The following is a 22004-nucleotide window of genomic DNA, read 5'->3' as shown; positions in this document are numbered from 1 at the left end:
GACGGGCTCGTGGGCGGGAGTTGCTAGCCTGCGCGCAGCCAGCGCGAGAGCAGGCCGGGGGTGGCCAGGTCGACCATGGTGCGCAGTTCGGTGTCGGTCAGGTCGCCCGGGTCCAGGCCCGTGGTGTCCTCGCGGTCGACGAGGTTGGCGTAGTCGACGAAGAGTGTGGACAGCCCGCTTCCCCGAGCGGCCTGCCACAGCTTGCGCGAGTAGATCAGGCCCGCCTCGTCGTGGTCGGGGAAGTCGATCAGGGTGTCGGTGACCTGGCGGATCAGCCGGAGCTGCTCAGCCGACACCGACGCGCCGTAGGTGGCCACCGCGCCGGGCACTCCGGCGGCCAGCAGCCGTGGCGCATCCAGCGGGGATTCCACCCGGACGACGGGCTGGCCGGGCTTCACGGTGTTCAGTCCGAAAAGGGCCGTGGACTTCTTGAGGTACTTGGGCCGGTTGCGGAAGAGTCGGCGGTTCTTCTCCTGCCAGCCCAGCAGGGTGCCGTGCTCGTCGCGCACGGGAGTGATCCACAGCTCTTCGCGCGGGCACCAGAGCACGCCGTAGGCGGCGCACGCCTGCGCGGTCAGTCCCCGGCTGCGTAGGGCCTGCGGGGGCGGGGTGGTGTAGATGGCCAGGGCCGCTTCGGTGATCAGCTCGCTGGTGTCGACGGGCGGGGGTGGCTTGGTGGCCAGGAGCCGCTCGGCTCGGGCGATGGTGCCCCGGGCGCGGATCCAGGCGACGGCGTCGGTGCGGTCGATGCGCAGGACGTAGGCGACCAGGTCGGCGAAGCGGCCCCGGAACCCGCACGAGAAGCAGTTCATGAAGCCGCTCTCGACGTTGACCGCGAAGCTCGGGTTGCGGTCTTCGCGGCCGGTGTATTCCAGGTGGGCCGGGCAGCGGCAGGTGGCCTCGCCGGAGTCGTCGATGCGGATGATCTCCAGGCCGAGCGCCTCCAGGGCGGAGATCACGTCGCCGGGGACGACGTCGGCGAAGGCGTCGAAGCCGGAGGTGATCTTAGGCCGCGACACCGTAGCCTCCTTCGTCCCAGCCCGAGCCTGTGGGGTCGTCGATCTCCTCGAAGAGGGCGCGCTCCCAGTCCCAGGCGTAGTGGACGCGCATCGGCGAGGCGGTGCGGGCCAGCACGATGCTGATGACGTTGATGTTGTGCTCGTCGGTGCGTTCGACTGCCAGGACGGCGTCGCTGTCTTGGACGAAGCTGGAGCTGTAGCCGATGGAGTAGCTGGTCACCTTCTTGCCGTTCATCTTGCTCTCCAGCGCCTGGGTGGCGATGACGATGGGCAGGTTGAGCTGCTGGGCCATCCGCTTGAGGCCGCGGGTGATGTTGGTCAGCGCCTGCGGGGATCCGGCCGGTTCTCCCTGCTCGTCCTGCATCATGTAGACGCCGTCGACGAAGACGATGTGCGGCCGGATCTTCTCGATTTTGGCGCGCAGGCCGGTGAGGGTCATGACGGACTGGGAGTCTGCCGACAGGTGGAAGCTCGGCATGGACTCCATGGAGTGGACCGAGCGCTCCAGCTTCTTCCACTCGGCCAGGGACAGGGTGCCGTTGCGGAGCTTGGAGTGCGGGATCCCTGCGCGGAAGGCGTCCAGTCGCTGCTCTTGCTCGAGGTTGGACATCTCGAAGCCGATGAACAGCGGGCTGTATCCGGCGTCGTTGGCGGCCTTGGCCATGAGCAGGGTGGCGGTGGACTTTCCCGCCTTCGGGGGGCCGACGAAGGTGATGAGCTGGCCTCCCTCGAATCCGCCGAGCGCCTGGTCGATGGCTCCGAACCCGCTGGGGATGCCGCGCAGGCGTCCGTCCAGTTCGGCCAGTTCGCGGTAGCGCTGGATGCGCTGCTCGCCGTTGGTGGTCAGGTCGACGTCGTGCAGGGTCGGGCCCTCGCGCATGATCTGCGCCAGCACGGTGGCGATGGCGGCCGTGGCGCCGGTGACGTCGCGCCGGGTGTGCTTGAGCACGGCGTCGGTCAGGCCGGTCTCCAGCACGACCAGGTGCCGGTGCTCGCGCATCTTGTCCAGCAGGTAGGGCAGGTCCTCGTCGGCCTTGATCAGTTTGTAGGTGGGGTGGTCGGCCTTGACCGCTGCCAGAGAGGGGACGGTGCCGTAGGTCTGCTTGTGGCTGGTGATGGCGTCCCAGACCTGGGCGGATTCGGGGTCGCGGAACCAGACGCGGGTGATCCCGGCGTGAGCGAGGGGCCCGAGATCGCCCAGTTCGATCACGCGCGAGATCAGCGAGCGCTCGATGTCCATCAAAAGCGTCCCATCTGGAGCAGGTTGTCGGTGGTGATCAGGCGCCCGCGTGAGCCGTACAGCAGGGCGTGGTGGGGGTCGGTGGTGTAGACGGCCGCCACGTACGGCATGGACGCGAGCCGGCGGGCCAACACTCGCGGCTGGTAGGCCCACACCCGGGAGGCGGGCACCTGCTCGGCGTCCAGCCGTTCCTCCAGCGCGGTGGCGAAGTCCGGGCCCTGGGTGGTGATGACCTCCAGGGTCTGGTGCAGGCGCCAGGACAGATCCCACATGACCTTGACGACCAGGTCGTCGAGGTCCCACTCGAGGGCCAGGCGGTGCCACTGGCCCAGGGTGCGCTTGACGGCGGCCAGCCCCTTGCGGGCGGGCGGGTGGCCGATCAGGTTCTCGAACTCGATCAGCAGCCGCGGGGTGGTCTGGTTGCTGATGTCACCGCCTTGCACGGGCGGCCTCCTTGCGCAGGTCGACGCCGCCCAGCACGACTTCGTCGAAGGTCTCGTGGGCGAAGGAGGCCATGGAGGGGTTGTAGGACTCGCCCCAGGCGGCCAGGCGCAGGTTGGTGGTGGCCACGGTGGGCAGGGCTCGGCGAAAGCGCATGCGCAGCAACCGGTCGACCTCGTCGATGGCGGCGTTGCTGGCGGTGCGGTGTTCCTTGCCGACGTCGTCGAAGACCAGCAGCGGTGTCGTCTCGGCCTTGTGGACCATGCGTTCGATGGCCCACCACAGGTCGATGGCCTCCTGCACGCCCCGGTCGGCCTGGGCCTTGATGGCGTGCTGCTTGGCCAGGGCCTTCATGTAGTCGGCGACGGCGACGAACATGATCCCGGCGTTGTGGCGCTCGGCCGTCTCGGTGGCGGTGATGCAGGCGAGGGTGGTCTTGCCTGCCCCGGCGGGGCCGACGAGGGCCAGCCCGCGTCCCAGGAGGCTTCTGGAGGCGTTTTGAGCCTCACTGCTCACTCTGGCCTCAAATGTGTCGAGAAAGGCTTCTACGGACGATCTGGCGGCGTGTGCGTGGTTGTTGTAGGGGTTCCAGTCGGTGAGCCGCAGTCCGCGGTACAGGGCCGGGATTCCGGCGAGGTTGGCGCGGCGCGCGACGGCGTCGGCGGTGAGGGCGGGGGTCACAGGCTCGTCCAGTCGTCGGGGTTGAACGGTTGGTCGTCGGTGAGGCCGGAGGACCACTCCTCGGGCCGGAACTGCTGGGCTGCCTGGGCGCTGCGGGCGCGGGTGATGTGCTGCCACAGCAGGGCCCGCTTGGCGAGGAAGTCGGTCCACGGGACGGCGGAGTCCGAGCGGTAGCCGGGCACCGTGGCGTAGGCGGCGATCATGTCCCGGATCTGGTCGGGGGCCGCGCCTTGCCGCATCCACCGGTTGAAGGCACCGGCGAGCTTGGTCTGGTTGGCCACGTCGATGTAGGCCGGGAACCCGTCGCTGGCGCTGCCGGTCATCGCCCGGGCGAAGTGCGCGGCCAGGCCGAGGCCGGTGTCGGGTCCGGGCGCCCGGCGGGTGCGCTGCTGGCGCGGGGGTCGTGGCTCCCGGACCCCGGCGGCGACCGCCGGGTCGTGCTCGTCGTCCAGCTCCATCTGCTGGTGGCGCATCTTCGGCGTCGTGGCGGCCCGCCGAGCCGCAGGCGCGGCGTATGAATCTAGAGACGAAGTCTCTAGATGAATAGGGTTTTTAGTCTTGGGTCCAGATTCCGGACGAGTTGGTACCGGCTGGCGCTGCGATGTATCAACTGGTCCAGATTCCGGACGGGTTGATACCTCCCCTGCCCGGAAGGGCGGGGCGGGGCAGTTCTCGTCCCAGAAGTCGGGCGTGGTGATCCGCCGCACGACCGACAGGTAGCCGCGGGCCTCGCCCGGCCAGTGGTCCTCGGCAACCTCCTGGAGGATCCCCCGGTCGGCGAGCTTGGCCAGGGCGGCGTAGACGGTCGAGCGCGAGGCGCGGACCTCCCGGCACAGCGACTCGACGCCGAGCCAGGTCATGCGGTGGTCGGCCCCGGCGGAGTTGGCCAGCCGGAGCAGGACGAGGAGTTCGGTTCCCTTCACCGCCGCAGGTGCTTTCTGCCACACCTCAGCAACGATTTCGATGGCCAATTGAGTTACTTTCCTTGCCGAAATTCCTGAATTACGGAGCGCGTGGGGTAGCGTTTATGTTTACGGAAGTCCGGTTCCCTTCCCGGCTCCTTCCTCGCAGATGATTTGCCTGTCTGCGAGTGCGTGGTGGTTAAGGGCCCCCAGCCCCGTCCTCTGTGTGGCGGCTTATTGCTGGGGGCCCTTCGCGTTTTAGTCCTGGTCGAAGTCGCTGAGGAACGCCTCGTATTCGGCGCGGGTCATCTCGCGCTTGGTCTCGCCCTTGCGGGGGCGTCCGCGCCCGGCCAGGCGAATGGTCTGCTTGTCCTCGTCTATGAGGACGGTGACCGGATCTGCGGCGGTGTCGCGGGCCTTGCCGCGCGCCTTGGCGGACGGCTGTGGGTTCTGGCTCGGGGCCGCCTGGGCGTTGAGTTCCTCGTTCAGGCGCTGGAAGTGGTGGCGTACGGCACGGGTGAGCGGGGCAAGGTGGACCGGTTCCATGCGGCGGGCGGCGTTGGCGTGGTCCTGCTGGGTGAGGTGCTCGATCGTGAAGGCGAGGGTGGTGAGCAGGTCGGGGACGTCCGCGGGCCGGGGCGCGGGGGCGGGCGGGATGGCCTGCGCCTCGTCTGCCGGGGCGGCCTCCTCCTCGGCTGGCGCCGCTCCCTGGTCGGGGCGGGGTGACGGGCTCGGATCCTCGAGCGTCAGTTCCTGCTCGATCTGCTCGAGTTCGGCAGGCTCGCCGGACGGGGGCACGGCGTCATCGTCGTCGTCGGCGTCGTCGGGGTGCTCCTCCTCCGGGTCCTCGGCCGGAGGGTCATCGGTGTAGGCCAGGTCGTCCAGTCCGGCGGTGAGGTCCTTGACGGGGATTCCCGCGGCCACGGCCTGGTCGAACAGCGTGCCGGTGTCCTCGTCCGGGGCCTCGTCGGATTCGCCCCAGGCCAGCACGAGCACGGCCTCCTTGCCGTCCCGCTGGGCATTGGCCAGCGTCTGGATGAGGTCGTCGGCGACGTACATGGTCTCTTCGGAGCGGGCGCAGGAGGCCAGGACGAGCTTTCCTCGGCGGCCCGGCTTCGGGGCGGCCAGCGCGGTGTAGGACACCTCGGATGCCTCGGCCCACTCCGCGACGTCTACGACGGCCTTGCTGGTCAGCGCAAGATCGGCGGGCAGGTAGAGCGCGACCTCGCGCTCGGGGTCGTCTTCCAGCCAGTCGGTGAGCAGGTCCCAGGTGTTGTCGGTGCTGGATTCGCCTGCTCCTGCGACGGCGAAGACGAGGGGCTTGGTGGTGGTCACGCAGATCCTCACATATTTGAAAGCGGGAGATGCGTCTCAGCTTTACGTAAAGTGGGAGTCTGCGACAACTTACGTATCAACTCGTGGGGGAAGATTCTCAGCGCGGCAGGTCGGGCACCCGGGAGGCGCGGCCCCTCCCCCGAGACGCTCGTTTGCGCAGCTCAATCAGCATTTCTGTCAGCGACTGCGCGGAGGTTTCGGGGCGGCTGGACATCCGGGTGACGACGGCCGCCACTGCCGCGGCGGCCAGGGCGTGCGTGAGCTGGGGCGGAGCGAACGGCAGCCCGTAGCAGGCGCCGATCACCAGCAGCGACTGGAGGGCGGCGGGCACCGGCACGACGGCGCGGACGACCTGGTAGGCCATCCACGCCGCCAGACCGGTCAGGACGACGCTGATCACGCCGCCAGATCCACCTTGTCCCGGACGAGGACCGACTGCACGGCGTCGGTTGCGCCGGTCGGCTTCCAGATCGCCTCGTGCACCGACTGCGCGGCGATGAAGGCGCCGACGGCCACGAGCAGGGCCGTGCGCCAGTCGAAGACGTCACCGGCGCCGGCCGCCTGCTCCCAGGCGACGATGAAGCCGTCGAGGGCCGACAGGGCGGCCAGCAGCAGGCCCTTGACCGCGCCGGACCACGACGCCTTGGTCACTAGGCCGACCAGCAGGGATAGGAACGGCCCGACCACAAGGCCGAGCACGAGGGCGGTATCGAAACCAGCCATTTCTCTAACTCCTCCGGAGAGTTATGAATTCGCCGGAGAAATTCCGGCACTCTACGACGGTATTGATAAATGGGCGGCCCTTTGTAATGCGCGAGTTAGTCCAAATGCGGGATGACGCCGAATTCAGGTGTGCCGACACGGATACCCATCGGCGTCTGCTCCTCCAGCGCGCTGACGAGTCGCGCGGTTCGCTGGTCGATGTCGCGGTAGTGGAAAGCCCCCAGGTTGGTGTCGGTGCCGTTGTAGCGCAGGAAGTAGTCGCGGCTGCCGAGCTTCATGTGGAAGTACGGGGTGGCGCGGCTGCCCTCCTCCACCTGGATGCCGGCGATGTTGAGGGTCAGCGGCAGGGGGACCGCGCCGTCGTAGGGGAAGTTGATGTGCCAGAACTGGCCCAGGTCGGAGGCGGTGAAGGGGGCCTGGATCCGTGTCCAGCCCATCTCCGGCGTCAGGGACAGGTGTTCGGAGGTGCCCTGCTCGACCCAGCCCTGGCCGCGGGTGACGGCCAGGCGGAGGATCACGGGCTTGTCGGTCTTGATGTGCAGGGAGACGACACACGGAGATCCGGGAGGAGGCGCGATCATGCCACCGCCCATGAATCCGGTGTAGCCGGGCTGGTAGACGACCTTGGCCACGGGCTTGGGGTCGTCGGCGTACGGCGAGCTCCCCTCGCGGGTGACCGTGATGTTCTGGGATCCGAAGAACGGCCACACATCGCCGATGGCGTAGTTGATGCGGTCAGCGACGACGAAGGGGCGCAGGGTCTGGGCCGTGCTATAGCTGCGGGGCCCGGGGGCCGTCTGGGCGGCGGCTTCGGCCTGCACGCAGGTGAGCTCGTGGTAGTTGTTGGCGGGCACGGCGTTGAAGCGGAAGCCGACTGCGGCGTAGGCAGCGCGACGCCAGGCGACCGAGCCGTTGACGCTGATCTGCTCGGCCGGGCTGACGAACTCGGCGTACACGCGGTTCCACGCCGCGTTGAACGCGCCGGATGCCGTCCCGGCGTTCGTGGCGCCGACACCCAGCTTGAGCGGGTCCTCCTCGGTAACGCCGAAGATCGCGAAATCGCTGAAGGCGGCCTGCGGCGTGCCGTCGGACAGGTCGAGCGATCCGGTCGCGGCAGCGTAGCCGTCGCCGGTGAGCTGCCAGCCGACGCCCATGGCCAAGGTGCCGTTGCCGAGGGCGCGGCCGTTCATCTCGATCGGCTGAGGGAAGCTCAGCGCGAGCGATCCGGTGCCGGTGCCGGTACCGCTGCCGAAGGTGGGCCACGCCTTGACGATGGCCAGGCGGGGGGCGTTGGCGCCGCTGCCGGGCCCGGAAGTGCCTGAGGCGGAGATCTTCTTGATGGAGTAGAGGTAGGCGCTGCCGAGGGATCCGCCGGTACCGCCCGCACGGAAGGCGCCGACGCCCCACATACGGACGGTGCCGTTACCGCGGCCCTGGGCCTTGCCGCCCAGGACGCCGTGGGTGTCGGCGGTCAGTTGTCCCTGGTTCTTGCTGCTGCCCTGCGCGACCATGAAGGTCAGGCGCATCATGTCCGGCAGGCTGCCGTTGCCCGAGGCTGTGCCCGATCCCGTCAGGGCGACCATGGCCAGGGTGGGCGAGCTACCGGGGGTGCCCGACCAGACGTAGCCGGGCGTACTGCCGTCTACGTACGCGGTCTCGGTGACGCCGCGCTCCAACTGGATGGCATCGACGTAGAACGTGGCGGTGCCGCCGTAGACAGCCGGGCTGGTCTGGACCGAGCGCGACTGGGATGCCTGGTTCCACTTGTAGTAGTAGTAATACTGCTGGCCGCCGCTGCCGATGCCACCGGAGGGCGATCCCTTGCGATAACCGGAGCTGGTGCCGTTGTTGGACCAGGAGCTGTCACTGGTGTAGCTGGAGTAGGTGGAGGAGTCCACCTGGCTGCCGCTGGGCGAGCTGGTGCTGTAGGGAAACTCGCTGGTGGTGTACTGCCCGAAGGAGTATTCGGTCCAGAAGGTGCGCGACTCGTTGCTGTAACTGGCCGAGCGATAGAAGGAGGAGTTCGTGGTGAAGGCGACCACGAGCCGGTCCGCGGCCGGGCGCGGGGTGAAGTTGCGGATCGCCACCCGGCCGTTGGTGGTGTAGGCGAAGGTCTGCTGCTTGAGCTGCTGGCGGGCGGTGACGGCCTCGCCGGGCAGCAGGTCGTAGACCGTGATGGTGACGCCCGCGTTGTAGCTGGCGCCGTTGGACTCGGTCAGCCCCTTCAGCGTGGCCGACAAGGTGAACGGCCCCGCGCCGGGCTCGATGGCGACGAGGGTGGAGACCCCGCCACCGGCCTTGGCCTCGCCGTACCCGGTGTAGGTGAGCTTGAGGGCGTAGGAGCCGTGGACGGCGTTACTGCCGCCGCGCGACAGCGACCCGCTGCCTTCGGCCTGCCAGCCGGTCGAGCCCAGTTCCAGGGAGGGATTGGGGATGTAGTTGGCGTAATTGGGCACGTCAGGGCTCCACGGTCAGGCCGAAGATCGTCGAGGTGTTGTTGAAGGCGCTGGTCGCGGCGAGGACGGCGGTTCCGTTGATCTTCGCGCTGTAGTTGTCGCCCGAGACCGTCACCGACAGGCGGTCGCCGTCGGTGACTGGCCGGGTGTAGGTGCCCAGGACGGTGACCACGCCTGCTTGGACTCGCTCGAGCTGGGTCCGGGTGGCACGCAGGTAGTTGTTCTGGTCCAGGTAGCGCAGCACCAGGGCCTGCCGGGTGGATGCCTTGGTGGGCGCGGTGGCGAAGGTGGCGGCGATCGTGGCGTCCTTGCTTCCGTAGTCGATGGTCGACAGGCAGCGCACGTCGGCGCGGGGGCGTGCGACGCCGTTGGCGTAGCTGTCGCGGATGAAGCCGTTGGATCGGGCGGTCCAGGTCTTGTTGCCGTATTCGGTGACCCGGCCGCCGAGGCTGTAGTTGCCCGCGCCCAGAGCGCTGAGCTTCAGTGATCGGCTCCCGGCGTAGGCGCGCTCGGTGGTGATGTCGGCGAAGGCGTTCTCCAGATACCAGGTGGCAAAGCCGTTCTCGAAGGTCGAGTCGGCCGTCAAAGGTGTGCTCGGGGCGGCTGCGGTGGCCAGGTAGAACTCATCGACGTAGGTGGTGGGCGGGGCCAGGTGCGCGCCGACGTTCATGTAGAGGGTGAGCACCGCCTTGGCGGCTGTGGCCGGCGCGGTGAGCGGCGCGGTGTAGCTGCGCCAGGTGGAGGCGGTCACGGTGACCGAGCTCATGGTGGAGTTGAGGAAGGTGCCGGAGGCGTTGTACCACTCCACGCCGACGTCGAAGGGGAAGGGCGCGGTCTGGAAGAAGCGGCCCTGGACGGCGTAGGAGGTTCCGGCGGTGACCGCTACCTGGTTGCTGGCCAGGTAGATGGCGTTGGTTCCGCTGGTGGCGGTGAAGGTGTCCAGCACGCGCGTGTCGGGGCTGTTCTTGGCTTCGACGCGGGCGATCTGCTTGCCCTGCTCGTCGAACCAGGTGATGTATGGGAAGCACGGCGCTGCCGCCTGGGAGGCCAGGTGGGGTGTGTGGATGTAGCCGGAGACGGTCAGCTTCAGGCGGGAGTCGGTGCTGTTGAGTGACCAGTCGCTGGGCGACTCCTGGGGCTGCTTGCCGGTGGAGCGCCGCAGCGCGCGATACACCTGGCCGCGGTGGGTGACCAGGTCGTCGGCGCGGTAGGCGCGGGCTGCCTCCCAGCGCGGGACGCGGGGCAGCGCGATGCCGTGGGTGATGGGCAGGAGCGGGTCGTAGGTGGCGGCCGGGTTGGGAGGCAGGGAGTGCAGGGCGATGTCGGCCGCGCTGGCGCTGGTGTTGGTGACCGTGAGGGTGTTGGCGTCGCGGTCGTCGGTGACCGGGTGGGGGACGCCGATGACGAGCTTGGGCAGGGCCTTGCTGGTGGCGTCCTGGCTCTGGCCGGTGAAGCTGACGGCTGACCAGCCGTGCATCGTCGCCCGTGCGGCTTCCCAGGCGGGGTTGGTGGCGTCGTTGGGCAGGATCGCGGTGTGCACGGCCCACCAGGTGTTGTTGCTGCCGTTGCCGGGCGGGGCCTGGTCGATGCCGTAGGCGGCCACCAGGCATCGGTAGAGGTGGAAGTCGGTGGAGACCAGGTCGCCGACCTTGTAGCGGATGGAGGCGTCCCAGGCCGGGTAGCGCGGAGTGATCTGCTCGGCCTGGTCGTAGCTGGGCATCAGGTTGCCGCTCTTGCGCAGTTCGACGTCCCAGCCGGACACGGCTTGCGCCAGGGACCGCATCGCGGCGGGGTGGCCGCGTTCTGAGGCGAGGTAGGCGGCGTCGATGGTCAGGGCCCGCATCTGGTCGGGCGCCAGCCCCTCGGGGACGTAGGCGCCGATGGAGGCGGCGATGGCTGCGGCGGTGGTGATGTGCGTGGTGCGCAGTTCGCTGGACTCCAGGGCTGCTTCCATCGAGGTCCGGACCCGGTCCAGGCCGTAGCCGAGGATCTTGATGAAGTGCAGGAGCGTCTGGTTGGAGTCGGCGTCCACGGTCAGGTGGTTGCCACGCAGCAGCCGGTAGTGGTGCGGGATGCGCTCCCACATCCACTGGACCGAGCCGTAGTCGGCGATGTGCAGGGTGGAGGTGAGGGCCGAGCGTACCCACACGTTGTTGATCTTAAGGAAGATGGCGTAGTAGCAGAACCGGCCGTTGGGGGCGTCCTTGTCCAGGTGGGAGGCGGGCGCGGCGGGACTGTCGATGAGTACCGTGCCGCCGGTCTCGGTGGTGGGGTAGCCGTCGAGGCTGGCCACCAGCCGGAACCCGGCATAGGCGCCGGAGGGCTGGTCCCACGCCAGGAAGACCCCTTCGTATCCGACCGAGTAGGAGGTGAAGCTGCGCTCGGGGAAGTACGGGACTTCGGGGTTGGGGCCGTAGAAGGTTCGCGCGTATTGATCAACGCGATAGACAGCCATGCGGGGGTCTTCCTGGTCGGGGTGCTACTTCTTTTTCTTCTTGCCGCCGGGTTTCGGCGTGGGGCCGGTGTGCTTGGGCGGGGTGGGCCGGTTGCCGTGGGTGGGGCAGTTCGGGAAGCGCTCGGGGTACATCCAGCACAGGTCGTTCTCGTAGACCGGGCCGGTCGGGTACGGGTTGTAGTAGTGGTCGCCAGGCACGGTTGGGTTGGGCGGCGCGGTTGGCGGGGGCGGCGGTGGTGGGGGCGGTGGGGGTGGCGGGGTGTAGATCGTGCTGGGGTGGTCGTCCAGGAAGCCGTCGTCGTCGCCCTCGGTGACGCGTACCAGGTGCAGGCGCAGGTAGGCGGTGGCCGGGTAGGTGCCCTTCAGGTCGGTGCCGTCGATCCGGGCCGAGGCGCTGATCTGGGTGCCCTTGGACAGCACCTCGGTCCAGTGGATGACGTTGACCAGGGCGTCGCCGTTGTCGGCGCTCTCGCGCACCATGTGCTGGAGGGTGTGGTCGCGGCCGTTGATCTCCAGTCGGGCGCGGCGCCGGGCGCGGACGGTCGTGGTTTCCGTGGTGGGCTGGTGGACGACCATCAGCGACATCATCCACAGGCCGGTCTCGTTCAGCACGGCCCCGTCGTGCCAGCCGATGCCGAAGGTGTCGTCGTCGCCCTTGATGGGCAGGCGCTGCCATCCGCCGTCGCCGATGGTGCCCGGGTCGTCTTCGATGGGCAGGCCCGGTTCGACCTCGGGGACGCCGGGTTCGAGAAGGATGCGCCCGGCGAAGGTGCCGGAGCGGCCCAGGTAGGTGTCGCCGTGGTAGTAGGTGTCCATCACGATCGTCCACCACTGGCTGCCGTTGGCGTAGCTGTCGAAGGTGGCCTCGGAGACGGTGGTGTGGCCGCCGGGCGGGTTGGCCCAGTCGGGCGAGTTGGGGGTGCGGATCTTGATGCGCTGGTTGTCGGGCCCGTAGACGGGGGCTTTGACCCAGCCGCCCGTGGGGTGCAGCGGGACGAGCAGTTTGTCGCCGGTCTGGGCGTCGTAGTAGGAGGCGTGCACCTGGCGGGCGTTGTCGCCGCGCACCAGCACGCCGCGGCCGGCGAGTGTCTCGTGGATCCACCGGTCGTTGTCCATCGGCTTGCGGATCGGGTCCTTGGGCTTGACGAGGTTGCCGCCGCGGAGCTGGAAGTTCTTGGTTGAGCCCTGGAAGTAGGGCAGGTGCTCGCCGCGGGCGTAGGCGGTGGCGCGGGCGGCGACGGTGCCGTAGTTGTCGGGCCGGGCGCCGGGGTTGAGGTTGGCGATGTGGGGGTTGACGCCGATGACGGTCTGGGTGGCGCGCAGCTCGTCTTGGATGTCGTTGACGTGCGACTCGAAGATGGTCTGCGACAGGTCGCGCTTGGTGGTGAAGGAGCGGAACGCCTCGGGGTAGCGGGCCACGGCTCACCACCCGCCCGAGTAGGAAGGGCGTCCCGGCCCGTAGGAGGAGCCGTCTCCGCCCACGACACCGCCGCCGTAGTATTGGCCGCCGTCCCAGCCGTAGGCGGACCAGACGGTGGTGAGCTGGCCGTTGACGCACCGGTAGGAGCCCACCTGGCCGCCGTCGGAGATGGTGAAGGTGAAGGCGTAGTCCCGGTCGTTGCAGGTGTTGGGCTGGCGCGGGTAGGTCGGCTGGTGGTCGTTCGGCCCGCAGTAGCCGCCCAGCGGCGTTTCGGGGATCGGCTCGGGGTCGGGCGGCAGCGGGAAGCCTTCCATGTCGAAGCCGTCTTCGGCCACGCGGACCAGGTGGAGCCGGACGTAGACGTTGGCCACGGCGGTGTAGCCGGTGCCGAGTCCTTCGCTGCGGATGTCGACGTTCAGGGTGGTGCCGGCGCGGAAGGTGTCGGTCCAGGTCAGGGTGTTGATGGGAGCCTTGATGCTGTAGGCGTCGTCGTCGAGGTAGTCGCGCAGGCCGACGTCGGAGCCGTTGACCATGACGCGGGTGGCCTGGGCGGCGCTGGAGACGACCTCGGCGTGCCCGAGGGACCAGTCGACCTTGACGGTGAGGGTCCACAAGCCGTCCTGGTTGATGACCAGCCCGTCGCCGGAGGCGAGTTTGAAGGGGTCGTCGAAGGCGCGCAGGGTGGTGCGGGCCCACTTGTTGGCCGGGACCTGCATGTCGTAGATGCCCGCACGAGCGTAGGGCAGGTGGCCGCCGCGGGCTTGGAAGGTCATGCGCCGCTCGATGGTGGCGTGGTCGCGCGGCGCGACGTACGGCGGCTTGGTGCTGGGCCGGTGCGGCACGGTCTTGATGGGCGGGATCGAGGTCCACCGGTCGGCCTGGCGGACGGCTTCGTTGATCTCGGTGCGCGTGCAGTTGGGCTTGTCGCGCAGGTAGCGGCCCAGGAGGGTCAGGGCGGTGGTGTCGCTGTTGCCGATCCAGGAGGCGATGCGGTGGGGGTCGACGGCCAACAGATCGTCTTGCCCGTACGGCAGGGGGGTGAGGAGGAGGTCGCTCATGCCGTACCGCCCCAGGGCAGGGACGGGTAGCGGGTGCCCCAGTCAGGCCAGATGTCGAGCAGGCAGTCGCGGATTTTGGCCGGGTCGTAGTTGTGGCGGACGGGCGCGCGGTCGGTGAGGACGTCGATGATGCGCGGGATGTCGGTCTCGGGGGCGCGGCCGATCCATTCGACGATGGGCAGCAGTTCGTAGGGGGTGCTGCCGGGGTCGCTGGCGGCGATCTGGGGCGTGGTGCCCAGGGTGCGCTGGACGGCCAGCAGCTCGTCTTGGAGGGTGTTGACGTGTTCGGCGAACACGATCGTGGTGTAGTCGAACTTGGTCGACCAGGCGCGGAAGGCGGAGGGGTAGCTCGCGGCCAATTCAGGTGCTCCTTGCCGCGTCAGGCCGCCGGGCGCAGCAGTGCGCCGTCGTTGATCACGCGGTCGACGCAGCGCACCAGGTAGGCGCGCAGCACGATGTTGGCCAGCAGATCGTGGGGCGGGGCGTCCAGGTTGGTGCGGACCTGGACCGAGACACGGGTTCCTCGGGGCAGGACTTCCTGCCAGGTGACTTGGTTGTGCAGGGCGAAGCTGTTGCGGGCGTCCTCGGCGGTGAAGTCCGACAGGCCGACGTCCTTGTCATCCAGCAGGATGCGCAGGCGCCGCTTGGCTCGTTTTTGCAGGCTGTAGCCGGTGGCCCGCCATTCGGCGCGGGCGGCCAGCACCCACAGCCCGTGGGTGTTGAGCTTGATTGCCGGTCCGCTGTCGGCCAGCTCGAAGGGGTCGGAGCGGTGCTCGAAGGCGACGGTGTTCCAGGTGTTGGGGGTGGTCTTCATCGACTTGGCCATGCCGCGGTAGAAGGGCAGGTCTTCGCCTCGTGCGTGGGCGGTCAGGCGGCGGGCCAGGGTGCCGTAGTCGCGGCTGAGCCCGCCGGGGTTGTTGCGGGCCTGGTGCGGGTTGAGCCCGAGGATGCGCTGGGTGGCGTCTTCCTCGTCCTGGAGCTCGTTGACGTGGCTGGCCCACACGATGTTGCGCCAGCCCAGTTTGGTGGTCCAGGTGCGGATCCCGCCCGGGTAGGTAGCTGCCATGCCGTTCCTAGACGGGGGCGATGACGCCACCGGAGGTGACGATTTTGACGGTGCCCAGGACGGGCATCTCGAACAGGGCCATGACGGCGTCGTCGGCCCCGGACTGGGCGGTGTCGGCGCGGGCCATGACCGGGATGTTGACGTTGAGCACGCCGGACAGGGTGGCGACCGCGGAGTAGACCTGGGACAGGGTTACCCGGACGCCGAAGGTGACGGCGTCGTCCTTGAACAGGCCCGCGAGCGCGGCCTGGACGGCTGCCTTGACGTGGATGTCGCGCCAGCCGGGGGCGACCCACACCTTGACGGGCAGGGCGTCGGTGCCGAAGTTGACCGGCACGAAGGTTGGGCCTTGGACGGAGACGACGGTTCCGGCCAGGGCGCGGGCGTTCAGGTGCGCGGTGGCGGTGTCCAGGAGCTGGGCGTTGGGGGTGGTGCGGTCGGGTCCGGTGACGAACACGGTCACCGACTGGGGCCGGGCGGCGACCGTGTTGGCGGCCGAAACGCCAGGCACCTCGAGCGCGGCGCGGGAGAAGTCGTCCTTGGTGACGCACCGGTATTGGGCGGCGAACGCCTGGGGGGCGTTGCGGCGGATCTCGTCGTTGCCTTCGGGGTCGGCTCCGCCGGTGGTGGCGGTGCTGATCGGCTTGCCGGAGGCGTCGGTGGCGATCTGGACGCCGATCAGGCCGGAGGTGGCCAGGTGGAGGATCTTGCTGGCGGGCAGGTTTCCGGCCTTGCCAACCCCGACCCGGTAGGAGGCGTAGATGGTCGCGCCGAGCTCGGGGATGGCGCCGTTGGCGCCGTTGCCGAACATGACGATGGTGGCGCCGTCGGCGCGCAGGCGCGTGGTGAAGACGCGCTCGGTGGGTGCGGCCTGGATCAGCCGGGACTTGCGGATCCATTCGATGTTGGCGTGCGGGGCCTCCACCCAGATCCGGACCGAGCCTTCGATGACGCCGGGGGTGGCGAGGACCAGGGATTGGCCGGAGCTGCCGGTGCCGGATCCGGCCTCGAAGGGGGCGATGGTGACGCCCTGGGTGATGGCGGCCACGGCCGTGCCGCCGGCTGCGGGCACCAGGAGGTCGGCGTCGGTCTCGAAGGTGACCGGCTGGTCGACCGCGGCCACGTAGTCCGACAGCAGTTGGGTGCCCTTGGGCACGGTCACGGCGGGCCCGCCCGGATCGGTGGCGAAGGTGATGCTGCCGGTAGCTGGGATGGTGCCGTGGGTGATGTAGCCGACCTGCTCGGCCAGGGCCAAGACGGCGGCCCGGGTGGTGGCGGTGGCCAGGACCGACTCCCCCACCGCCCGGTCGATGTAGTAGTTGTTCAGCTCGGCCGCGTACGCCTTCAGGCGCACGAGCATCATGCCGGGGTCGCCTTCGCCGCGCGAGGTCCACTCGGGCATGACCTGCTCGGCCTGGCGCAGCAGCTCGGCGACGATGGCGTCGAAGTCGCGGGCGGTGTAGTCGAGGGAGACGTTCTGCTCAGCCACGCAGGTGCTCCTTGACGGTGCCGTCGCGGCCGATGGTCGCGGTGTGGATGTGGCGGGCGGCGGCCGGGTCGGAGTCGGAGGCGTCGGTACGGCGGTAGGCGACATCCAGCATGCCCTTGCCGGGTTCCTCGTGGTCGGTGACGATGACGCGGGTGATGACGGCGCCCGGTTCGTAGGCGGCGGCCTGGCGCTTGATGTCGGTGGTCAGCAGCGCGGTGACCACCTTGATGTCGGTCTCGAACAGCATGCGAGCGACTCCGACGCCGAGGGTGGGCTGCATGACCCGCTCGCCGGGGTTGGTGCCGATGATGCCGATGAGCCGCTGGCGGATCTGCCGGTCGACGTCGCGGTTGGAGGCGATGGCGCCGTTTTCGATCCGGAACGGCAGGTCTATCGCGGAGGGCAGCGTAAGCGCCATTAAAGCCACCTCCCGAACATTATTGCCGTCTAATCCGAATCCTTTTCAAGTGTATTCAGATCGGCCTTCTCATTTGTATTCGCGAGTTTTTCTTCCAATGCGTCCACGCGGTGGGCGAGCTGGCGGACCGCCTCCCACAAGAGTCCGACCAGCGCGGATTGGGAGACCGCCGCGTCGCCGACCCGCGCGATGGCGGGCAGTTCTTCGCGCATGGGGCCGAGTTGGTCCGCGCGGCCTGGGCCGTCTGCTCGGTAGCGGTAGAGGTGGGCGGGGGCGTTTTTCACCGCCTGGACAGGGTCGAAATTCAGGGGCGCGATCTGGGTCTTGAGTTCACGCGCCGAGCTTTTGATGAAGTCCTTGGCGTAGACGATGACGTAGCCGCCGCTGGACTTCATGGCGTGTACGTCGGAGTTCAGGGTGATCCCGGCCGCGGCGGGCCCGTCGAGCGACAGGGCCGAACCGCTGGTGCGGATGCGGCCGTGGGCCGGGTCGTAGGGGACGGTGTAGAGCGGGTTGCGCAGGTCGCCCGCGTCGAAGTGGACCCACACCTTGTCGCCGGGCTTCAAGACCTTGTCCACGATGGTCGCGGGCGGCGCCCAGTTGGAGATCTTGTCGCCGAGCAGGTCGGGGACCTTAGCGGTGATGCGGCCCTTCTTGAGCGGGTCGGCGGTGGAGACCACGATGCCCCAGGCGGTCACGGCGTTCTCTCTCACAGCACCACCTGCGCCATGACGGCCGAGCGCCACTTGTTGCCCGCGCCTACGCAGCGGTCATCGACCTGGGGCATGCGCCGGTCGCGGGGGGCGAAGGCTGCCGGGGTGTTGCGGGCGACCTCGATGGTGGCGGAGAAGTCTTTGCGGCCCAGCCCGTTGTGCTCCAGCATCGACAGGCGCTGCTCGGCCGCGGTGATCAGCCACGGGCCGTGCAGGCGCCGGGCGATGGCCCTGCCGGAGAGCTGGAGCTGGTTGCCGGGCAGCAGGGCGGGGTTGCCTATCAGGTCGACCTCGGCCAGCAGCCACTGCTCGTTCTTGACGGCGACGGACTGGGCGGAGATCAGCAGGTCCTCCATGGATTCGATCATGGTGTGGCGGTGTTCGAGGTCGGGGCCGGGCAGGGAGGCCGGCGACTTGGTGTGGATCTCGCGGCCAGTGCGGTGGTCGACGCCGTGCACGCCGCGCGGGGCCTGCTGCCCGGCCTTGGGGATGAGCGAGCCGTCCAGGGCCTTGAAGGAGGCGATGCGGTCGGGCTGGCCGTGGGCCTTGTCCATGGCGGCCGGGAAGGCGCGCAGTGAGCGGGCCATGGCCAGGCTGGAGGGGTCGATGAAGTAGAGGATGCCGTTGTCGACGTGCAGTCTGCGCCCGGCTTCGGCGGCCCGTTCGCGCAGCCAGTTCATGTCGGAGACGCCCTGCTGGAGCAGATAGTCGTGGACCTTGGTGGTGCGGTGGACGACCGCGGACAGCCCGTTGTCCTGGGCGATCTTGAGGGCGATGCCGGAGTCGGTGGTGCGCCGCCATTCCTTGTAGCGCTGCTGACCGAGCACCCAGCCGGTGCCGACGAAGCAGTGGCGGACGGTCACGATGGCCTGATCGGGGCCGGGGTTGGGTTCGTCCTCGACGTCGTTGTGGTGGACGTAGCCGAACCAGGAGTTGAGTTCGGTCGGCTTGTACCCCCAGGTGACCTCGACTCGTGAGCCGTGCACGGGGAGCTGGATCTTGGACGGGTGGGGCACGGGGTAGGCCAGGCGGGCGAAGACCAAGGTGTTATCGCCGATGCGCTGGGTGAGCTTGAGGTCGAGCGGAGCGGGCTTGAGCACCCGGTCGTTGATCTTGACCTCGTAGAACAGGCGGTTAGACATTCGGGATCCTGATCACGAAGCCGGGCGAGAGATCGTGCCAGGCCAGGATCTCGGGGTTGGCGTCGGCGACCATCCACCACAGGCTGGCGTCGTTGTAGTAGCGGTAGGCGATGAGGTCGATCCGGTCGCCTTCCTTGATCTGGTGCAGGGTGAAGTTGAACGACCAGCTCTTGTTCGGGCGCAGGGCCTGGCCGCGCACCAGCGTGCCGCGCCAGGAGCGGGTCTCGGTCGGCCGGTCGGCGTAGCGGGAGGTCACATGGTCACCTTCCCGCCGCCGTCGAACAGGCCGCCTGAGTCGTTGGTTCCCCACTGGCCTGGGGCCAGCACGGTGGAGTCGGGGTCGGAGGGGACCAGGTTGGGGTTGGGGCTGGAGCTGCGGCTGGTCGCGGGGCTGCCGCCGCTCTGCGGGTCGACCAGCGGCATGAGCATCATCGAGATCGACATGGCGGTGCGGAAGGGGATCATCTTGTCGGAGAAGAGGGTGTAGCCGACCGACAGGCTGGTGATGGCTCCGGTGTAGACCATGCCGCCGTTGTGGCCGAAGTAGACGTCGGCGCGGCGGATCTTCATGATGCCGATCTCGCCGGGGGTGGCGATGTCGGCCTTGCTGGTCTCGACGGCTCCAGCTACTGCCAGGGCGGCCCGCACATCGTTCCAGGTGCCTTCCTCATCGCCCTTCCACACCTCGTAGGTGCGGTCGAACAGCAGGGAGAAGGCGAGGGTCTGGCCGAGCTTTCCCTTGATCTGGTAGCCGTCGTCGTTGCCGGGGTCTTGGAACAGGACCTTGTCCCAGGAGGAGTTGACCGGGTTGATGGAGTAGGTGGTGGAAAACCCGGTCGGGTTGTAGAGGAAGTTGAGGGTGCTGGTGACCGCGGGGCCCTGGGCCGAGCCGAGGCTGGCCCAGTCGGAGGAGCGGATGAAGCCCTTTTCCGGGCCGTAGCGGCTGGCGCGGGATCCGTCGCCGCTGCCGTAGATGCGGGGGTCGAACGGCCGGTTGGATGTCATCACAGTCCCTTTGCGATCTTGCGGTACTGGCGGGTCTGCTCCAGTTCGGCGAGCATGCCGCGCACAGCCTCGCGGCCTACCTGTTCGCCGCCCTGGGTGCCGGTGATGGTGAGCTGGATCGAGCCGGGGTCGAAGGTGATGTGGACGTCTCCGCCCGCGCCGCTGAGGCTGGCGGGTGCGTCGCCCGCCAGGCTGGCCCCGGCCTTGAGGTTCTCTTCGACCAGGGCGTCGCGGATGGTGCGGGCTTGCCCCGCTGGGATGATCATTTCGCCCTTGTGGACCGTCGCGACCTGGTCGTGGGGCAGCTCCCATGCGCCCTTGGCGTACCAGTTGACCGCCACCGAGTGGGCCCAGGCGCCTTCGGGGTCGCCGTAGCGGCCCTTGATGTACTTCAGGCCCCACTTGATCTGGGTGTCGGGGTTGTCCCGCCAGTCGGCGCCCTCGGCGGCCATCTTGTCGCCGGGCAGCGACTGGGGGATGCCGTAGGCTCCCGATCCCTTGTTCTCGGCCTTGTGGTTCCAGCTCGATTCCTTCTGCCACAGCGCGAGCAGGGCGTTCCAGTCGCGGCCATCGGCCCAGCCGTAGCTGGCGGCCAGGGGCTGGGCCTTGGCGATGTTCTGGCGGGCCAGGTCGCTGCCGGGGGTGACGGCGGGGATGGCGACCTTGTTCGGGTCGATGCCCTTGCTCTTGGTCGTGCGGTCGGTCTTGGTCTCGTTGTCGGGGTCGTCGCTGCTGCCCGCGCCGGTCGGGTCGACGTCTTCGCTCGGTGTCCAGCCCTTGACCTCGGGGTCGACCTGATCGCTTGCGTCGCTGCTGCCGGTGAACCCGCCGCTTGCGCCCATGGCGGCGAACATGCGCAGCATGTCGATCTCCTGGTCGAACAGGCCGAACGCGGGGCTGGCGGCGATGGTCGGCTGCGAGCCGGTGCCGTCCTTGGTGGTGTCGGTGTCGCCGTCCTCGCTCCAGGACGGTTCGCCGGTCCCGTCGACCTCGCCGATGATGCGCCGGGCCTGCTCGAAGTTGTCCTTGTTGAGCGGGACGATGGAGACCTTCTTGCCCGAGGTCGGGGCGTGGATCATCTGGCCTTCGCCCAGGTAGAGCCCGACGTGGCCGGAGCCGCCGGTGTCGCGCACGACGATGTCGCCGGGCTGGATCTCATCCCACGGAACGTGCTTGCCTGCCTGCTCCTGGACTCCGGTGGTGCGGCCGGGGTCGATTCCGGCGCCCTGCCAGAAGCTGGCCTGGATGAAGCTGGAGCAGTCGAAGGCGCGGTTGAAGCTCTTGCCGAACCGGTTGGTGCCGGGGCCGGGACCGGACTTGCTGCCGGCGCCGTAGGCGTAGTCGACGTTGAGCCAGGACTTGGCGCGGGCGATGACGCTGTCGATGAGGGAGGCGTTGGTGGTGCCGTCCAGCGGGTCCGTGCCGGTGGCGTCCTTGTTCTTCCCGGTGTCCTTGCCCTTGCCGGTGGTGGCCCTGGGGGCGGGGGTGATGCCGTCGGGGCTGGGCGTCGGCCCAGCCTGCCGGTCGGCCATGCCTTGGGTGTAGGGGTCTGGCCCGCCGGGGAAGGCTGCGGAGGTTCCGGCCCACCAGGAGGTGAGCTCCTTGACGACCGGCAGTTCCAGGATGTCGTTGAGGACCTCGCCGAACTCCTCCAGCAGGTCGGTGGTGTTGGACAGGGCGGCGGTGAACGATTCGTTCTGCTCGCCTTCGCGCGCCATGTCGTCGGACTCGGCGGACTTGGCCTGGAGCAGGGTGTCTTGTTCGCGGTCGAGGTTGAACTTGTCCTTCAGCCAGGCGCGGGCGGCTTCCGCGTCCTCGCCGTCGCCCTGCACGTTGGCCCTGCGCAGCTTGTCGTCCAGTTCGTCGGTGCCGATGCCTTGCTCGCGGGCCCGGGCGACGAGCTTCATGTAGTCCAGGTTCTGCTCGGCGGCCTGCTCGCTGCCGGAGTAGTAGACGAGCTGGTCCCAGCCGATCCCGCCGAGGGTGAAGCGGCGCGACAGTTGCTCGGCCGAGACGTTGCGGTTGCCGTAGAAGCCGCGCAGCAGCGAATCGGCGTTGGCGGCATTGCCCTTGTAGACGCCCTTGGCGTCGAGGTTGGAGCCGAATCCGCCGAGCATGCGTTCCATCTGCATGGTCGGGTTGATCTGGCTGGCGACGAGCTGGGTGGCATCCAGCCCCGACATGGTCGGGGTGAGGAACGTGGAGCCCTCGGTGGCCCGCTTGATGGCCTGGGAGCGGGCGCCGGAGTCGTTGATCTCTCCGGTCAGCCGGTAGCGCAGCGACCAGGACGCCTGGGCGTCGGCCTGGTTTTGGAAGGCCATGGTGGGCGTGCCGCCGTACGAGCCGAGCATGGCGCGCATAGTCGCCTCGTTGGCCGCGCTGTAGCCGGTGCCCAGCGGCATCTGCCGCTGGGCGTAGCGGGCGTACTGCTCCAGCGTCAT

The 22004-nt window shown here is 68.7% G+C and carries 20 protein-coding genes and 2 pseudogenes; all 22 read right to left on the bottom strand.

Annotated features, from left to right (window positions below; translation table 11 throughout):
- Positions 1-23: 23 nt before the first annotated feature.
- Positions 24-1019, bottom strand: coding sequence for a toprim domain-containing protein (locus FVE25_RS16455; RefSeq protein ID WP_157247826.1), 996 nt, complete (start codon positions 1017-1019; stop codon positions 24-26).
- Positions 1006-2259: a DnaB-like helicase C-terminal domain-containing protein gene (locus FVE25_RS16450; RefSeq protein ID WP_157247825.1), complete on the bottom strand. Its 1254-nt coding sequence runs from the start codon at positions 2257-2259 to the stop codon at positions 1006-1008. The genes FVE25_RS16455 and FVE25_RS16450 overlap by 14 nt, the downstream gene beginning before the upstream one ends.
- Positions 2259-2702, bottom strand: a complete 444-nt coding sequence (locus FVE25_RS16445; RefSeq protein WP_157247824.1) for a hypothetical protein — start codon at positions 2700-2702, stop codon at positions 2259-2261. Before FVE25_RS16445 ends, FVE25_RS16450 begins: the two co-directional genes overlap by 1 nt.
- Complete coding sequence (locus FVE25_RS16440; protein WP_157247823.1) at positions 2689-3381, bottom strand: ATP-binding protein; 693 nt, start codon at positions 3379-3381, stop codon at positions 2689-2691. Before FVE25_RS16440 ends, FVE25_RS16445 begins: the two co-directional genes overlap by 14 nt.
- Positions 3378-4304, bottom strand: a complete 927-nt coding sequence (locus FVE25_RS16435) for a helix-turn-helix domain-containing protein (protein WP_157247822.1) — start codon at positions 4302-4304, stop codon at positions 3378-3380. Before FVE25_RS16435 ends, FVE25_RS16440 begins: the two co-directional genes overlap by 4 nt.
- Before the next feature lie 237 nt (positions 4305-4541).
- Complete coding sequence (locus FVE25_RS16430) at positions 4542-5618, bottom strand: hypothetical protein (RefSeq protein WP_157247821.1); 1077 nt, start codon at positions 5616-5618, stop codon at positions 4542-4544.
- Between the two features lie 97 nt (positions 5619-5715).
- The gene (locus FVE25_RS16425; RefSeq protein WP_157247820.1) at positions 5716-6018 is read right to left on the bottom strand and encodes a hypothetical protein; all 303 of its coding nucleotides are present in this window, start codon (positions 6016-6018) and stop codon (positions 5716-5718) included.
- A complete protein-coding gene (locus FVE25_RS16420; RefSeq protein ID WP_157247819.1) occupies positions 6015-6341 on the bottom strand; it encodes a hypothetical protein in 327 nt (108 codons plus the stop codon). The genes FVE25_RS16425 and FVE25_RS16420 overlap by 4 nt, the downstream gene beginning before the upstream one ends.
- A gap of 95 nt (positions 6342-6436) precedes the next feature.
- The gene (locus tag FVE25_RS16415; RefSeq protein ID WP_157247818.1) at positions 6437-8797 is read right to left on the bottom strand and encodes a hypothetical protein; all 2361 of its coding nucleotides are present in this window, start codon (positions 8795-8797) and stop codon (positions 6437-6439) included.
- A gap of 1 nt (position 8798) precedes the next feature.
- Complete coding sequence (locus FVE25_RS16410) at positions 8799-11252, bottom strand: hypothetical protein (protein WP_157247817.1); 2454 nt, start codon at positions 11250-11252, stop codon at positions 8799-8801.
- Between the two features lie 24 nt (positions 11253-11276).
- Complete coding sequence (locus FVE25_RS16405) at positions 11277-12671, bottom strand: hypothetical protein (protein WP_157247816.1); 1395 nt, start codon at positions 12669-12671, stop codon at positions 11277-11279.
- A 3-nt stretch (positions 12672-12674) separates the two neighbouring features.
- Positions 12675-13730 (bottom strand): hypothetical protein, encoded by a 1056-nt coding sequence (locus FVE25_RS16400; RefSeq protein WP_157247815.1) that lies wholly within the window; start codon positions 13728-13730, stop codon positions 12675-12677.
- Positions 13727-14089, bottom strand: a complete 363-nt coding sequence (locus FVE25_RS16395) for a hypothetical protein (RefSeq protein WP_157247814.1) — start codon at positions 14087-14089, stop codon at positions 13727-13729. Before FVE25_RS16395 ends, FVE25_RS16400 begins: the two co-directional genes overlap by 4 nt.
- Before the next feature lie 20 nt (positions 14090-14109).
- Entirely contained in the window at positions 14110-14796 is a 687-nt protein-coding gene (locus tag FVE25_RS16390; protein ID WP_157247813.1) for a hypothetical protein, read from the bottom strand.
- A gap of 7 nt (positions 14797-14803) precedes the next feature.
- Positions 14804-16285, bottom strand: a complete 1482-nt coding sequence (locus FVE25_RS16385) for a baseplate J/gp47 family protein (protein WP_157247812.1) — start codon at positions 16283-16285, stop codon at positions 14804-14806.
- Entirely contained in the window at positions 16278-16703 is a 426-nt protein-coding gene (locus tag FVE25_RS16380) for a GPW/gp25 family protein (RefSeq protein WP_157247811.1), read from the bottom strand. The genes FVE25_RS16385 and FVE25_RS16380 overlap by 8 nt, the downstream gene beginning before the upstream one ends.
- A gap of 29 nt (positions 16704-16732) precedes the next feature.
- Positions 16733-17401, bottom strand: a complete 669-nt coding sequence (locus FVE25_RS16375; RefSeq protein ID WP_157247810.1) for a phage baseplate assembly protein V — start codon at positions 17399-17401, stop codon at positions 16733-16735.
- 11 nt (positions 17402-17412) lie between these two features.
- Positions 17413-18558, bottom strand: a complete 1146-nt coding sequence (locus FVE25_RS16370) for a hypothetical protein (protein ID WP_157247809.1) — start codon at positions 18556-18558, stop codon at positions 17413-17415.
- The gene (locus FVE25_RS16365) at positions 18551-18814 is read right to left on the bottom strand and encodes a LysM peptidoglycan-binding domain-containing protein (protein ID WP_157247808.1); all 264 of its coding nucleotides are present in this window, start codon (positions 18812-18814) and stop codon (positions 18551-18553) included. Before FVE25_RS16365 ends, FVE25_RS16370 begins: the two co-directional genes overlap by 8 nt.
- Positions 18811-19563, bottom strand: coding sequence for a hypothetical protein (locus FVE25_RS16360; protein WP_157247807.1), 753 nt, complete (start codon positions 19561-19563; stop codon positions 18811-18813). Before FVE25_RS16360 ends, FVE25_RS16365 begins: the two co-directional genes overlap by 4 nt.
- 323 nt (positions 19564-19886) lie before the next feature.
- Positions 19887-20168 (bottom strand): annotated as a pseudogene (locus FVE25_RS57380) (aggregation-promoting factor C-terminal-like domain-containing protein); the annotation flags it as partial.
- A 417-nt stretch (positions 20169-20585) separates the two neighbouring features.
- A pseudogene (locus FVE25_RS55150) lies at positions 20586-21095 on the bottom strand (C40 family peptidase); the annotation flags it as partial.
- Positions 21096-22004: the final 909 nt, after the last annotated feature.

Origin of the sequence: Nonomuraea typhae, from assembly GCF_009760925.1 — a bacterium.
Classification (GTDB): domain Bacteria; phylum Actinomycetota; class Actinomycetes; order Streptosporangiales; family Streptosporangiaceae; genus Nonomuraea; species Nonomuraea typhae.
The sequence above is the reverse complement of the archived record's forward strand: the minus strand, read 5'-3'. Positions and strand labels throughout refer to the sequence as shown.

Bases quoted from the DNA above. Each gene is read 5' to 3' on its own strand.
- FVE25_RS16450 (WP_157247825.1), bottom strand. From the start codon at position 2,259: ATGGACATCGAGCGCTCGCTGATCTCGCGCGTGATCGAACTGGGCGAT.
- FVE25_RS16420 (WP_157247819.1), bottom strand. From the start codon at position 6,341: ATGGCTGGTTTCGATACCGCCCTCGTGCTCGGCCTTGTGGTCGGGCCG.
- FVE25_RS16410 (WP_157247817.1), bottom strand. From the start codon at position 11,252: ATGGCTGTCTATCGCGTTGATCAATACGCGCGAACCTTCTACGGCCCC.
- FVE25_RS16400 (WP_157247815.1), bottom strand. From the start codon at position 13,730: ATGAGCGACCTCCTCCTCACCCCCCTGCCGTACGGGCAAGACGATCTG.
- FVE25_RS16390 (WP_157247813.1), bottom strand. From the start codon at position 14,796: ATGGCAGCTACCTACCCGGGCGGGATCCGCACCTGGACCACCAAACTG.
- FVE25_RS16380 (WP_157247811.1), bottom strand. From the start codon at position 16,703: ATGGCGCTTACGCTGCCCTCCGCGATAGACCTGCCGTTCCGGATCGAA.
- FVE25_RS16370 (WP_157247809.1), bottom strand. From the start codon at position 18,558: ATGTCTAACCGCCTGTTCTACGAGGTCAAGATCAACGACCGGGTGCTC.
- FVE25_RS16360 (WP_157247807.1), bottom strand. From the start codon at position 19,563: ATGACATCCAACCGGCCGTTCGACCCCCGCATCTACGGCAGCGGCGAC.